Origin of the sequence: Pseudoclavibacter sp. Marseille-Q434 (genome assembly GCF_050315415.1) — a bacterium.
Lineage (GTDB): Bacteria > Actinomycetota > Actinomycetes > Actinomycetales > Microbacteriaceae > Pseudoclavibacter.
Map to the genome: position 1 here is coordinate 502,128 of NZ_JBNPQH010000003.1, position 14,180 is coordinate 516,307.

Annotated in this window: 15 protein-coding genes; 6 read left to right on the top strand and 9 right to left on the bottom strand. The window is 65.6% G+C overall.

Annotated features, from left to right (window positions below):
• Positions 1-117 precede the first annotated feature (117 nt).
• The 5 genes from ACQFZP_RS14525 to ACQFZP_RS14545 form a co-directional block, all read right to left on the bottom strand.
• Positions 118-1,389 carry a Fic family protein gene (locus ACQFZP_RS14525; RefSeq protein ID WP_211891783.1) on the bottom strand — a complete coding sequence of 424 codons (1,272 nt, stop codon included), beginning with the start codon at positions 1,387-1,389 and terminating at the stop codon, positions 118-120.
• Between the two features lie 423 nt (positions 1,390-1,812).
• The gene (locus ACQFZP_RS14530; RefSeq protein ID WP_211891784.1) at positions 1,813-2,004 is read right to left on the bottom strand and encodes a hypothetical protein; all 192 of its coding nucleotides are present in this window, start codon (positions 2,002-2,004) and stop codon (positions 1,813-1,815) included.
• A 267-nt stretch (positions 2,005-2,271) separates the two neighbouring features.
• Entirely contained in the window at positions 2,272-2,964 is a 693-nt protein-coding gene (locus tag ACQFZP_RS14535) for an MAE_28990/MAE_18760 family HEPN-like nuclease (protein ID WP_211891785.1), read from the bottom strand.
• Positions 2,965-2,974: 10 nt separating this feature from the next.
• Positions 2,975-4,042, bottom strand: a complete 1,068-nt coding sequence (locus ACQFZP_RS14540; RefSeq protein ID WP_211891786.1) for a DUF262 domain-containing protein — start codon at positions 4,040-4,042, stop codon at positions 2,975-2,977.
• A 1,248-nt stretch (positions 4,043-5,290) separates the two neighbouring features.
• Positions 5,291-5,716, bottom strand: coding sequence for a hypothetical protein (locus ACQFZP_RS14545; protein ID WP_211891787.1), 426 nt, complete (start codon positions 5,714-5,716; stop codon positions 5,291-5,293).
• Between the two features lie 151 nt (positions 5,717-5,867).
• Here ACQFZP_RS14545 and ACQFZP_RS14550 point away from each other — a divergent pair, with 151 nt between their 5' ends.
• Positions 5,868-7,112, top strand: coding sequence for an MFS transporter (locus ACQFZP_RS14550; RefSeq protein WP_211891788.1), 1,245 nt, complete (start codon positions 5,868-5,870; stop codon positions 7,110-7,112).
• The gene (locus tag ACQFZP_RS14555) at positions 7,109-7,888 is read left to right on the top strand and encodes a MerR family transcriptional regulator (protein ID WP_211891789.1); all 780 of its coding nucleotides are present in this window, start codon (positions 7,109-7,111) and stop codon (positions 7,886-7,888) included. The genes ACQFZP_RS14550 and ACQFZP_RS14555 overlap by 4 nt, the downstream gene beginning before the upstream one ends.
• Before the next feature lie 21 nt (positions 7,889-7,909).
• Here ACQFZP_RS14555 and ACQFZP_RS14560 read toward each other — a convergent pair whose 3' ends face one another.
• Entirely contained in the window at positions 7,910-8,440 is a 531-nt protein-coding gene (locus ACQFZP_RS14560; RefSeq protein ID WP_211891790.1) for a hypothetical protein, read from the bottom strand.
• Positions 8,441-8,595: 155 nt separating this feature from the next.
• Positions 8,596-9,261, bottom strand: a complete 666-nt coding sequence (locus ACQFZP_RS14565) for an RNA polymerase sigma factor (RefSeq protein ID WP_249312510.1) — start codon at positions 9,259-9,261, stop codon at positions 8,596-8,598.
• Positions 9,262-9,509: 248 nt separating this feature from the next.
• Here ACQFZP_RS14565 and ACQFZP_RS14570 point away from each other — a divergent pair, with 248 nt between their 5' ends.
• Positions 9,510-9,680, top strand: a complete 171-nt coding sequence (locus ACQFZP_RS14570; protein ID WP_179557278.1) for a hypothetical protein — start codon at positions 9,510-9,512, stop codon at positions 9,678-9,680.
• Between the two features lie 153 nt (positions 9,681-9,833).
• On the opposite strand, the gene ACQFZP_RS14575 is transcribed toward ACQFZP_RS14570, so the two are convergent.
• Positions 9,834-10,283 carry a class F sortase gene (locus ACQFZP_RS14575; RefSeq protein WP_249312511.1) on the bottom strand — a complete coding sequence of 150 codons (450 nt, stop codon included), beginning with the start codon at positions 10,281-10,283 and terminating at the stop codon, positions 9,834-9,836.
• A 37-nt stretch (positions 10,284-10,320) separates the two neighbouring features.
• Entirely contained in the window at positions 10,321-11,247 is a 927-nt protein-coding gene (locus ACQFZP_RS14580; RefSeq protein WP_249312512.1) for a CHRD domain-containing protein, read from the bottom strand.
• Positions 11,248-11,438: 191 nt separating this feature from the next.
• On the opposite strand from ACQFZP_RS14580, the gene ACQFZP_RS14585 reads away from it, so the two are divergent.
• From ACQFZP_RS14585 to ACQFZP_RS14595, 3 genes are all read left to right on the top strand, one after another.
• A complete protein-coding gene (locus tag ACQFZP_RS14585; protein ID WP_307852884.1) occupies positions 11,439-12,017 on the top strand; it encodes an RNA polymerase sigma factor in 579 nt (192 codons plus the stop codon).
• On the top strand, positions 12,010-12,897 hold the full coding sequence (locus ACQFZP_RS14590; RefSeq protein ID WP_211891792.1) for a hypothetical protein: 888 nt from the start codon (positions 12,010-12,012) through the stop codon (positions 12,895-12,897). The genes ACQFZP_RS14585 and ACQFZP_RS14590 overlap by 8 nt, the downstream gene beginning before the upstream one ends.
• 990 nt (positions 12,898-13,887) lie before the next feature.
• Positions 13,888-14,180: hypothetical protein (locus tag ACQFZP_RS14595; RefSeq protein WP_211891793.1), on the top strand; the 293-nt coding region annotated here is incomplete at its 3' end.

The following is a 14,180-nucleotide window of genomic DNA, read 5'->3' on the forward strand; positions in this document are numbered from 1 at the left end:
GGTACCCCTGAACTTTAGTGGGGTGGCGGGCCCCCGGATGCCCGGAGCCGAGCAGCCGGGCTGGAGTTCGTTCTCTTCCGACACCGTGACGCACGGATGCAGTAAAGAAAGGACGCGTTAGTCGCCTCTGAGGTTCCCGAGGACACTGCGATCCGGGGCGTCCGGCCCGCGAGGTGGAGTCCGTCCGGCGGTGTCGGCGCCGCCGACCCGGTTGCTGCGTTCGGTGAGCGCGACGAGTGCCAGGTGTCGGTCTGCGCTCCAGCAGACGACGCGCCCCTTGTGGTCCGTGTTGCGGGAGAGCACCCCGGCCTCGCCGAGCTGCGTCAGCGCCTTATGGGCGGCGACGTTGGAGACGCCGTGGGCGGTGGCAACAGAATCGGCAGTGAGGACAGGTTCGATTGCCAGCCGACCGAGGATGCGCAGCGCGACAGCGTCGCGTCTGGGCCGCGCGGGCGATAGCCGCCGCTGCGTGCGCCATTCGATGAGCTGCTCGAGGGTCTCGGCGTCGAGTCGTTGCACGTCGTCCGCGAGACGAACTGCGTTGGCGGCGGCAAGCTCCGCGGCTTCAGAGAAGGCGATGACCCATTCGTCGACGCGTCCTGATCGATACTCGGTGAGCCCGTCGATGTACGCGTTCTTTGCGCCTGCGAAGACCGTGCTGATGGGGATGAGGATGTTGCGGAGGGCATCTGCACGCTTGAGGACGGTGTGGATGAGGGCACGACCGGTGCGCCCGTTGCCGTCAACGAACGGGTGAATCGTCTCGAACTGCGCGTGCGCGATGGCGGCGCGCACGACGGGATTCCCTTCGGTGGCGGTCACGAATTCGGCCAGGTTGCCGATGAGGCGACCCACTTCACTTTCGGGCGGCGGGACGAAGTCGGCGCGCAGAGGTGAGTAGCCCGGGCCGCCTACCCAGTTCTGCTCGGTGCGGATGCCGAGCATGAGGCCCGGTTCGATCGTGTGCTGGAGCGCCTCGATGTCGGCGACCTGGATGGGTCGCGTGTGGTCGGCGAGGGCGGCGATCGCGTCCTCCGTGGCGCGCACGTTGGCGACCACGTCGAGCGCGACGGGCTTGCCTTGGCGCAAGAGCTCGGCGATCGCCAGACGCTTGGGCGTGACGCGGTTTCCTTCGATCCAGGACGAGGAGATGCTCTCGGATCGAATGAGCAGGTGGTTGAGGAATTGACCCTTTGTTCCTACGCGCTCGTCTGCGCGAGTGAGCGCCTGGAGCGCGCCCTCCGCGGCGCGTTCAGCTGCTGCGGAGAGTGGAGCGAGATCGGGGTTGAGCTCGTCGGGGACGAATGCGCGGTACTTGCCGCCCGCGCGGTCCTTCCGGCTCACGCCGAAGGTGTCCTGAGGCTCCCAGATGCGGTCGATGTAGACCATCGGGGCCCCTCTCCTCGCTTTGGCGCACGTGTAGTTTTTTAACTTTAGAGTATTTAAAGTTAAAGCTCACGACACTGTGTTCAAGGTTACGTTCGGGAAGGTCCGGGCGGCCGCAGGTCAATGGTCGGCAGGGCACCCGCGTCCGCCCCGCGTTTCGCGACTCAACGGCGCTTGACCGCAGAGGTGGTGCAGGCACCCAACCGTGATCGACACCACGGGCCGGCACCAAAGTACCGATCGTGTGCGGTAAAGCGTTGTGAGCTTGCGCTCGGAGGCGAACACACCGAGGTAGCAGGTCATCGACTCAGTGAGCAGCACGTAAAAAGAGCAGAGCGATGAAAGCGGCGCCTAGCCCAAGCATCGCCCGAGATTGCGGTCGACGTAGGAGTGGAGGGCGCCCGAGTCGGGCACATGCGGAGTCATTTACGCGCACCCGACCGAGAAGAACAGCAGGGTCGCGGTCGCGACGAGCATCATGAGCGACGCGCCGACGAAACTGGGAACGCCGAAAATGGTGGGGAAGTTCGCGGCGACCACGGTGTTGGGCGCGGCGGCCGCGATCACCACGAACACACTTCCGGGCACACCGAGCTTGCGGGTGAGCTCCTGCGTCAATGGGACGTCTTCCTCTCGGGCGAGCCGAAGAAGGGTGGCCCCACGGGAAGCCCTAAACGATGCCAACGCGTAGAAGATGGAGAATCTGACGCAATCTCGTTGACTGTGCCGTAGGTCAGCATGACCGATTGTCAACCAGCGAGGAGCCTGAACACCAGTACGGTGCTCCGGTGTCCGCGCGAGTCCGCTGACACGAGCCACCCCGAAACTGACTATGAGTCGACTCTTATGGATGCAACCCGAAGACCACACTGAATCCTAGTGGTGCTAGATTTTCTCCTCTAGTTCCGAAACCAGAGCGCTCTTTGCCCGGTGCAATCGACGAGCAAAGTGAAGCAAAAACTCACTGTAAGACGTGGCGTCTTCACGCGTCGGACTTCGGCCAGCATCTCCGTGAGCGATATCATTTCTACACTGAACCACTTCTTCCAGCGAAAAACGAATGTTGCGCGTCACCAACTCACCAGTGGTCACTGATTCGAAATCTAACGCGCCATCACAGGGCTTATCGAGGCTACCCATATATGCAAACATCTGATCGATCACATCAGGCCTTGCACTTGTAACCCGTCGAGCTAGAACCGCGGACTTCAAGGTGCCTTTGGAAGGCTTCGCACCGCTTGCGAAGAGCACCGAGGATCCGTGCAGCTTCTCAAGCAGCTTTCGCTTCTGCTGACCGTCGCGAGTTGCGCTGATCTCATCTATGCGTGGTTGCACGTGCAAGTCCCTCAGCGCAAAGGGAAGCATCTGGCTCTCATAGTCCATGGCGTCGACCTGGTCAACGTATTCGAGAGCAAGGTCTTTGAGGTAGCCCTCGAAATGTGCAACAAGCAGAACCACTGAGGCTCTGCAAACCACCTTCTCCATGTCAGTTGTGGCGGTTGAACTGAGAGAATGCAGAAGGACTTCGACCTCGGCCTTATTCGCTTCGAAGCGTCCGATGGTGGTTTCCACGATCATGCCACCACCCTTATTCTGTAGCACCGAACTCCGCGGGCAAGTCTACGGACACGTTATTTCCGCGTAGCAAGCGCGCGACCGCACCAATCCTATAATTCATTCGAGACTTATCTGCTGTGGCTCTACCTATCGACGCGACGAAAGCCTCGTCTGCAAACAACGACGCGAACGCTTGAGCAACCTGCGCCCGGGAATCCATGAGCTCTTCTTGGTCCGCACGACTGAACGCTAACATCACTGCATCAAATAATGCGCGATTCACCGCATTATTCGACTCCGGCGCCTTGAATGGGAGCGGGCCCAGCACTTGCGCAACAAGCATGCACGTATTTTCGAAGAGTCCAATGTCTTGAGCGCTAGGCGCACCCGATCTGTTCGCCCGCATATACGAGTTCAACGCCTGACGAAGAGGCGGCTTGTAGGTTTCAATGCCCGCATGGAGCGCGAAAAATCGCAGCAGGAGCTCCTCGATCTCCATTCGGGAATTTTTCATACTCCCCGTTAAATTCAGGAGATTACTATCCCGTGCCAACTTCTTCAACTGGTCATTGAATGGACCTCGGTAGACTGCATTACGCAGCTCCTGGGCCGAGAGTGCGGCAGCCCCAGTGTTTAGCCTCTCGAACACGTCGAACTTGATGTCCGGATGACTATCTTCAGTTATCACAATACAGCGGACGGTTCTGTTCTGGAGACGCCGCTGATCTTTGGCTGCAAGGTCATCGAATCTGAACCCCTCAAGCTCCGACAGAACAGATACGCCAGAGAGCGCCAGTTCACCGTCGACGAAATTCTTGATTGTCTGCAGTCGTTGAAGGCCATCGATGACCTCGTAGACGCCGTCCGAGTCCTCTGCGAAGTAGCACACTGGAATTGGCACATTAAGCAGAAGCGACTCGATAAGTCGACTGGCTTTTCCCGTATCCCAAACGTACTTTCGCTGGTACTCGATCGCCAGCTTTATCCTGCCCGCCTCAATATCTCGACTTATTCCGCTAACTGGAAGGTCGTAAGGTTGGGTAACGAGCTTGCGCTCACCACCACTGAGGTCCAGGGGTTCAACCTGGTCGTCCGTCATGCGCAGGTCATCTTCGACGGCATCCAGACTCTGACGAGCAACCGGCTCTCTACTGAGCATTGCGTTCTTCTTTCATTCATCATTACCACCGAGATCGTGACACCAGGCCAGACCGGATCCGATCTGGCCCTGCACGGATTCGCCGCCAGGGAATTTATACCACGAGCAGAGGCGCCACACACCAGCTAGTCACGGCTCCAATGGAAGCCGCGAAGACGGACAATCGACAACGCAAGCTGACCCGGCCTGAGGCAGTAAGGAACTGAGGCGTCACCGGCCGACCGGCACTACAAGGCCGCTGGGACCCTCCGGGTGTTTTAGCTATGCAAAAGAGTTCTCGCTGACTCTACCAACGCCACCGCTTAGAGATGGCCTCGACCTTCGACTTTGCCGATTAGTCTCTACACTGCCCAGTGCCTTTTGGCTGCGCTTTATCGGGACCGCCGCGCGCAGGAGGCCCTTCCCATGAGCACCTAGTGCGCGGCCACGGTTTGGACATTCCAGCCACGCGCGCCTGCTGCCACGCAGGGCTCGAGGCGCGGACGTGCGGGCTGAGAGCGCCGGACTGCGCTCTTGACGGATCATCTGCGCGGTCACCGTCACGCCCGTTGCCGTAAGCGCGGCTGCCAGCCGCCGCCTTCGAACGTAGGCGCCTGTATCGGATCGCCTAGGCTTCTGCCTACCTGCGTCGCCTCGTTCGCGGAATCTTAGAGCCCCCGACGCCCCGGTAGGGGGCAAAGTGGCTGCTAGCTCAGTAGAGCATTCAGCGTCAGTGACCCAAGTCATGACAACCTGCCTGCCGCTGATGGTCGTTGCCTCGCACCTCGACTCCGAGTTCGAGTTGATCTGCGCCCGTCGCCGGCCAGATCGAGCAACACCGTAGGGGGGTGCCGGACTGCCCAAGAATCGAAGTCGCGTTCGATTCCCTAACCGGAGCGCGGGTAGATATTCGAGGCATAGCTACGAGCCGAACTCTCGCCAACCTCGCGCTCAGCTTCGGCACCAAGACCACGGTATGAAACATCGAGGACCTTGGGTGCATGGTCCGGAGCCTCGCCGCCACGAGCAAAATACTCGAAGTTAACTCGTGCCGGGCATCGAATCAACGTGCCTGCAACATGCGGACACCGAGGTAGGAGATTCCACTCCTGCTCGAACACGCCATCGAAAATAGGAAGATCGGAGCCCCGGGTAAAACGAATCCTCTTCGCGCACTAACTCGGCGCGACGCGCACTCCTACCCGCCGCTTAGTCCGGCTGACTTTTGCGTGGCAGCAGTGCTGCCCCAAGAGTCCCGAAAAACAGCAAATAGACCGAGACAATCAGCGCCAGAAGCAAGGCCTCGCTGGTCTCTGTGCCTTCGAAGGCGAACATGACAGCCCCAATCAACCACGGCGACCAACCGAATAACCCCGTGATCTTCCCCGCCCCATCTGCGGCTTCACCAGCGACCGATGTGGCTCCGTGCGCCGCAACTCGAATCAGTTGGCCTGCACCACCAAGTAGAAGCCCCAGAGCTAACCACGTCGTCAGCGCAGCTCTGAGTGCGGCCTCGCTCGGTTCCCGCTCCATGACTCGATTTTCCACGAAGATGGGGATTGCCGCACCCAAGAAAAACACCGCCGCTGCAGCGACGCCCCACTTACTCCGAGGGCGATGTTTGATTCTGACCACGTTCCTCCTCTGAACCGGTCCAGCATAGTCGTGCACAGCTCTAAGTGGACACCACTTGACGCCCGGAACCGCTCTAACGAGGTCAAATCTGGTCTTTAGGTCAAGCCGACCCTGTTGACCCCGCCCCAACGTCATAGTTTCTGCTGGGTACATGAACCTCCTGCCGGTCACGTACCTCGCCTCGCACGTCCTCTCCCTGCTCGGCAACTCGATCGCCGGCATCGCCCTCCCGCTCATCGTGCTCTCGACGACGGGCAGCGCCCTCGGGGCTGGCACGGTCGCGGCGGCCACCGCCATCCCGGCCGTGCTCGCCGGCCTCTTCATGGGGGTCGTGATCGACCGCATCAACCGGCGCACCTCATCCGTCGTCACCGACCTCATCTCGGCCGCCTCGATCGCGGCGCTGCCGATCATCGACCTCATCTCGGGGCTTAACCTCGGCTGGTTCGTGCTCTTCGGTATCATCGGATCCCTCGGCGACGTGCCCGGCATGACGGCCCGCGAAGCCCTGCTTCCCGCGATCGTGCGCCACGGCGACATCAGCGCCGAACGCCTCATGGGCGTGCGCGAGAGCCTCAGCGCCGTCGCCATCTTCATCGGTCCCGCCGCCGCCGGAACCCTCATGGTGCTCTTCGACGGCTCCACCGTGCTCTGGATCACGGCCGCCACCTCTCTCCTCGCCGCCCTCATCACGCTCCTCATCCCGAAGGCGGTCGGCGAGATCGTCGCCGACGACGGTTCGCGTGCATCCACCCCGATCGGCAGCGGATGGTCGCAGCTGCGCGACGGCTGGCGGGCCCTGTTCCGCAGCCCCTTCCTCGTCGCCACCACGGCGCTCAGCCTCGTTTCGGTGTTTGTGCTCGCTGGCCTGCAGGGACTCGTGCTGCCCGTCTACTTCACGCTGGTCGAGCAGCCGGGACTGCTCGGGTTCGTGCTCAGCGCACTCGCCCTCGGCATGCTCGTCGGCGGCGGCACCTACGCAGTCGTCGGCACGCGCGGCCCCCGCCGCGCCTGGTTCGTGGTGGGCATGATCGGCACGACCATCGGCATCGGCCTCATCAGCCTCCTCACCTCGGTCTGGGTCGTGTTCGCGGGCGCCTTCGTCATGGGCGCCGCGAGCGGCCTCTTCGGCAGCCTCATGGGCGTGCTCATGATCGAGCGCATCCCCGAGCAGCTGCGCGGCCGCATCATGGGCACCCAGAACGCCCTCACCACGGCTGCCCCGTCGCTCGGCATCATGCTCGCGGCCGTGCTCACCGAGTACACCAGCGTCAACATCGCCGCGCTTGCGCTGCTCGGGGCGTGGGGATGCGCGTTCCTCTACGGCCTCGCCGCTCGCCCACTTCGTACACTGGAACCCCAGGCAACGAGCGCGAACGCGGGTGGTGTGCGATGAACAGCAGCGAGCTCGCCCGCCGCGCCGGCGTCACGGTGCGCGCGCTGCGGCACTACCACCAGGTCGGGGTGCTGGATGAGCCACCCCGCACCTCCAACGGGTACCGGCAGTACGGGGTGCACGACCTGATCCGAGTGCTGCGCATCCGCCGCCTGGCCGCACTCGGAATCGCCCTCGAGGACATGCCGAGCCTCCTCGACGAAGACGGTGCCGAGACGCCCGCGATGCTCGACCGACTCGACGCCGAGCTCGCGGCACAGATCGACCGCCTCGCCGCGCAGCGGGCCCTCATCGCTCAGCTGCGCGGCCTCCCCACGACACCCGACCTGCCGCCGGAGCTCGCCACCTTCATGGGCACCCTCTCGGGCCACCTCTCCCCCGAGCTCGAGCAGATGGACCGCGACCAGACCGTGCTCCTCGCGCACCTCGTCGGCGAAGAAGGGATGCCGCACCTGGTCGGCTACTACGAGCAGCTCAGCGACCCCGAGCTGGTGCCGCAGATCGTCGCGATCACCGCCGAGTTCCACCAGCTCGGCGAGCACACCAGCGAGGACACGTTCGACGCCTTCATCGACCGCTTCGTCTCGACATTCGCGCAGGTCGTCAAGTCGCTGCGCGCGGATGCGCCGGAGCTCGACCTGTCCGACGCGGCCGGCCTCTTCGACGAGTACTCGGCCTCGGTGCTCAACCCAGCGCAGCAGCGAGCGATGGCGATCGTCGGGGAGCGACTGGACGCGTCCCCCCTCGAGGAGACGCCTCAGGTCACGCCGACCTGATCGTCCGGCTCGCTCCCGCCCCTACACCTTCCCGTATGCCTCCATCGCGTCGTTCAGCCCGCGCGCGAGAATGTCCTTGCCAAACGCGTCGGAGTTCTCGTCGAACTCCCCCTCGAGTTCGAGGTCGGCGTTGAGGGTCAGCGTGAGGTCGTCGAACCGGGCCACGTAGCGGCCGGATGCGCCCGCTTGGAAGTACACCTCGACCCCGACGCCGCTTACCTCGATGAGCTCCGACAGCTCGTCTGCTTCGGTCGGCCCATCCACCCACAGCAACAGCGTCGGCGCCGACTTCATGCCGTCGCGCCACTCGCAGTCCGGGTCCGGCGACAGCGTCTGGGCAGCTGACGGCGACGCGAATCCGGCCGCCTTCAGCGTCTCGTCCGAGATCGCACTGCAGGGGTCGATGTCGGCGTAGCCAGACTCGACGAGCTCCGCATCCGGGGTGACCTCGACGCCATTGCGCGTGTACGTCACCTCGCTCATGCACCCCGCGAACCCGGCGAGCGACACGACGGATGCGCCCAGCACGGCAAGCACGCGAGTCGCCCTCATGGGGACGAGCCTAGAGAACGCCAGCCCGAGCCACAATGCGCGGCGGGCGTCGCTGGCGAGGCCGGTTGCTCGTGACCGAACCCAAGTCGCGGTGGCGCCCCCAGACCCCCGAGCGCCTACCTGCACCAGCGGTCACCCGCCGGCGCACGCCCTCCCTAGCGCCATTCGGCCATCGCGATCGCAAGCGCCTTGCGCGCCCGCGCGATAGCGCCGCGCACGGTGCTGACCGGAAGCTCGAGTTCGTCCGCGATGTCCTGGTAGCTCAGCGATTCGAGTTCGCGCAGCACCCAGCATCGGCGCTGCTGCTCCGGGAGGTGCGAGAGGGCGACGTGGAGGGCCGCGGAGAGAAGCGCAACCTGCGCGTTGGTGGTCGGCGATCCGTCGTCCGGCGCCGGGAACTCGGCCTCCTCGACGCGGTCGTGCTCCCGACGTCGCCTGAGCACGTCGATGCTTCTGGATGCGACGATGCGCAGCATCCACGAGCGGACGGCGGCCAGGTCCTTGAGGGTCGACAGCTTCATCCAGGCATGCGCGAGCGACTCCTGGACGACGTCGTCGGCCTCCGCGTCCGAGCCGAGGCGCCGCCTGGCGCACACGTACATGAGCGTGCGGTAGCGCTGCACCAGCAGGTCGAAGGCATGCGCGTCACCGAGGGAGGCGAGCCCGGCCAGGAACTCATCACTGTCATCGGCGGCGGCAACGCTCTTGAACTTCGAGAGCGCCCGCGCCCGCTGCGAACCTGTCGCCACGGGTGCGGCGGATGCGGTGGGCGCGTCCCGCAGTTCAGGGAGCTGCGGCGCTGCGTCAATCGCGAGCATCATCGTGGACCTCACTTCCAACAGTCCAGAGCTTGCAGGCCTGAGCTGTCGCCAACCGAGGGTCCCCCGCTGGGGTGAGCGGCATGCGGAACCCGGACGCGGCACCGCGTCTGCCATCCATTCGGAACGGACGCGAAAAGGGATTGCGGACCGCGTGTGCCCAGTAGTTGCCAGTCATGCTCAACCGCGTTCTTCCTCGCTCAGATCGTCCGGCGTCTTGCGCCGCAACAATAGTTAGTTAGACTAGCTATATGCCCGAGACGAGGATCGACCAAGAAGCTGAAAGCCGGCAGGCAATCGCCGCCGACGGCTTCTGGGACGCGTACCAGCGCAGGACCCTGCCGATCGAAGCGCTCGCGATCTGCGGCACGGGGCTCGTCATCAGCGTCGGCATCATCACCGCGATCACGACGCTGTTCTGAGCCGAATCGCATCCGCTGACCGTCGCGTTTCGTCCAGCTCGACCTCAACAGCGCCGCTGGTCTGCAACTTGACAGCGACCCGAGGCGCGTAGATGACGGTGGCACGCCGCCGCTTCGCCGCATCCTGCAGCGAGGCGACTGCAGACGCCGACCCTAGACCGACGTCGCGAACACCACCACGTTCTTGTCGTAGTGCCCCACGTCTCGGTCGAAGTAGCCGCCGCATGTGATGAGCCTGAGCTCGTCGCCGGGCACGGCACCGAAGACGCGCGCCGTGGGGAAGTTGGCCTTCTCGACGGTGAGGACCTCGGTGACCTGGTAGCTCGTGACGCCGCCCTCGGCGTCGGTGACGCTCACCACGTCACCCTGAGTGAGCTCGTCGAGTCGGAAGAACGCGGCGGGTCCGGCGAGGCCGTCGACGTGCGCCGCGATGACGGTCGGTCCGCGACCGCCGGGCTTGCCGCCGCCCGTGAACCAGCCGATCTCGTCGAAGTCGACCGGCACTTCCATCTTCCCGTCGGCGGCGATGCCGAGGTCGATGAGCGTGTCCTCGACGTCGATGGCGGGGATCGAGACGGCGCTGGGCTCGATGCCCTCGGGCATGACCTCGACACCACCGGCCCCGGACGGGGGCTGGGTGTCAGGTGCGGGGGCTGCGGGTGCCGCGGTCGCAGCCTCGGACGATGCTGCTGGAGTTGCTTCGGCAGCGACCGCCGGGGGCTGTGTGGCCTCGGGAGCCGAGACGTCGCCGCTCGGCGCGGCCGCGCATCCACTCAACAGGAGCGCGGCCGCCACGACGAGCGCCGGGACACGCAGCGCGCGCCCCGGCATCCGAGAGATATTCCTGGTCACTGACCCGCTGCGCGAGCCTTGCGCGCAACCGCCACACCAGCCGCGCCGACGACGGCGAGGCCACCGAGGCCGAGGAAGCCGAGCGTCGTCGCATCGAGGCCACCGGCAGCAGCGCGCCGGCACCCGTGTCGACGCCGCCGACCGGAACCTGCACGAGCTGGCCGCGCACGACGCCGGCCTTGAAGTCAGCCGTGTGCGAGTCGCCCGTGAAGCCGGCCGGGTTCGCCTCGATCTGCTTGAGCGTGAAGCCCTCGCCCGTGTCGGTGCCGGCGTCGCTGTTGAGGCCCGTCGTGAACGGACCCTCAAGGCAGCCACTGCTGGTGCGCGTGCCGTCACCGTTGTCGGTGGGGTTCGGGAACGCGATGCGGGGCGGGCCAGCCTGGCCCTCGGCGGCCTCGTGGATGTGCGTGGCCGTCTTCGCGGGGCTCTCGTACTCGCCAGTGACACCCGTGAGGGTGATGTCGTAGCAGATGATGTTCAGGTCCGAGTTGATGCGGAAGTCGAACTGGCCCATCGATCCGGGCTCGCCCGGCGTCACGTCGCCGTCGTTGTTGATGACCGCGTCGGGCGTCGCCATGACCGTGTAGGCGCTCGTGAACGAGTCGGGTTCGGAGACTTCCGTCTCCGCGGTCGCGGGGGCGGCGGCGACAAGAGCGATGGCGGCGGCAGCGGTGGCGCCGAGAGTGAGCGACTTCGCGAACGTGTGCTTGGGCATGAGGGAGTGCCTTCCTGCTTCGCAGCTCCCCGGTGGAGCCGTCGTACAGGGGCATACGGGGCTCGACCCTCCCGCGTTCATCCGCCCCCGAACTTTTTCGAGAGAGATTTTCGGGGACGCCCTGAACGCGGCATGCGGTCAGGCAGTACACCCCTGTACCAATCGCAGTTGAGTCGCCGGAGGGAGGAGCCGTGAGCACTGCCGTTATCGTTGACCGCGCCAGGGGGTCGACGACGAGAGGACACGCACGAATGGCGGATGCGCCGCACTCGTTCGACCTCCACGCGGCGTTCCGCGACCACGGCAGCGTTCTCCTCGGCTTCACCATCAATGCGCTGCGCGACCGCGCGCTTGCCGAGGACTGCGTGCAGGAGACGTTCCTCCGAGCCTGGCGAGCACGCGACCGCTTCGACCCATCGAGGGGCGGCGAGCGCACCTGGCTGTTCGCGATCGCCCGCAACGTCATCGCCGACGCCCTGCGCGCCCGCGACCGGCTGCCCCGGACCTCCGCAGACGACGCATCCGCCGCAGACGTTGACGTGGCAGCCGAAACTCCCGACCCGCTGACGGGGCTCGGCCTGACAGAAGCCCTCGCACTCCTGCCCGACGAGCAGCGCGACGCGATCATCGCCATCCACCTCACCGGCTACAGCTACGCTGAGTTCTCCGCCCGCTGCGGGGTGCCCGTCGCCACCCTCCGCACCCGCGTCTTCTACGGCCTCCGCGCCGTCCGCGGCCACCTCGACGAATCCGGAGGAGCTCGTGACTGACCACACCGCAGACCGCCGCGGCGAGCTCATCGCCGCCGCCCTCGTCGGCGAGCTGACCGCCGACGAGGCTGCCGAGTTCGAGCGGATGCGCGCATCCGACCCCACCATCGACGCCGAGCTGACGGAGCTGCGGGTGCTCACGGGGCAGGTCTCCGGGCGCCCAGAGTGGCTGGATGCGACGCCAAGCGACGGGCTCCGTGACGCCGTGCTGACGATCGGGGCCGCAGATGGCGGCGTCGACAGTCGCGAATTCGGCGACGAGGAGCGAGACGATCGTGCCGGTGGCCTCGTTGGGCCAGACGACGCGGATGGGCCTACCGGGGCTCCCGGCTCGGCTGACGCCGTCGACTCTCGCAATGGCGCCGATGAAGCGGGCGGACGCGGCGAGGCCGACGAAGCCGACGCCGAAGCCGCCGGCGCCGCGCCTGTTACGCCGCTGCGTCGCCCACGCTTCGGAGGCGCCATGATCGCCGGGATCGCTGCCGTTGGCCTCGTGGTCGGCGTCGTCGGAGGCTTCTTCCTCCCCCGCCCTGAGACGCCCACACCAGTCGGCGACCCCGGAACGCTCGGCGCCGTCGAGCCCGTCGATTTCCAAGGCGAACCCGTCGGCGTCGAGATCGACGGCAGCGTCGTCGCGCACACCTGGGGCACCGAGACCCTGCTCACGGTCAACGGGCTGCCGAGCGGTGAGTTCTACTCGGTGGTCGTCGTCGATGCCGCCGGCGAGGACGTCGGCTCGGGGACGTTCCTGGGCTCAGAGGTCGAGATCATCTGCGCCGTCAACGCGGCCGCACTCCGCGAGGAGGTCACGAGCGTCGAGATCCGCGAGGAGAGCGGCGACGTCGTGGCCTCAGCAGCATTGCCGCGAGTCGAGGGGTAGCAGGCTCACGCTTTCAGAGTCGCGCGGTCGGCTGCGGGAGGGGCGCGGACGCACGGCGACAGGCGGATGGCAGGGTGTCGCGCCAATGTCACGGGAGCTTCACACAAGGAGCCCGGGACGCGAGCGGCCGCGCGGCACGCGGACGTAAGCGCGGCACGCGGGCACGGGCGCGGGACGCGAACACCAGCGTGGCACGCGGATGTCAGCGCGGCACGCGGGCACGGGCGCGGGACGCGGGCGTAAGTGCGGCACGCGGGCGTAAGTGGGCTCCGAGCACCACGGGGGCACACGGCGTCAGCAAGCGCAAGCGCGGCACGCGAACGCAGGTGCAGCACGCGAGCACAAGCGCAGCACCCGAGCACAAGCGCAGCACGCGGGCGTAGGCGCGGCTCTCGAGCGCCACGGGCACACAGGCACACGGGCACACGGGCACACGGGCACACGGGCACACGGGCACACGGGCACACGGGCACACGGGCACAGCAAACCGCACGATGACTCGGCTGTCTGCGAGCGGGATGACATTCTCAGCAGACAGTACGCGCGCGACACGGAACCGCCCTCAGACGACGCGCGAGCACCAGCGGACGCTATCGACAGGCCGACACAGCGCACCGCGGCAGGACCTGTTCAGGGACAACTGCCCCTGGCGACACGTGCGAGCAACTCGGACTGAAGTGCCGTGGTGCGCAGCGTCGGTGGTCCGTGGTCTGCTGAACGGGAGAAGAGAGTCGGCTCGGCCACAGCGCGAGCTGAAACGGCGAACAGCTGGAGACTTCGCAGCTACCCGTGTGCCGCCGGACATGAAGGACACCAGGGGCACCATTCGTACCTATCATCGAATTACGTCAGAAAACTCCTGTTGATAGCTAGATTGAACGGGTCCAATCGGCTAGGCTGGTGGTGATCTTGGGGGAGGTTATCGTGGCATCGCAGTCGGAGCAGGGGGCGCATCGCCAGTCGTCAGTGGAGTCGTCAGTGGAGACGGCTGTGGTGGATGCGCTCCTGGAGGCGCGGTGTCAGCTGGCGGGGCTTCCGGATGCGGAGATCGTGGTCGCGTTGCGGGAGCTGGCGGCTCGTCGGCGTGTGGTGGATGCGGCGTTGGTGGAGGTCGCGGGCGAGTTGCTGCGGCGGGAGGATGAGTCGCCGCGGGCGGAGTCGGTGGCGCGGAAGTCGGGGTTTCGGAACCTGACGGCGATGGTGGAGCAGGTGCTTGCGGTGCGGCCGTTCGAGGCGAGCACGCTGGTGCGGGTGGCCGCGGCGACGCGGGAGCGGATGAGCGT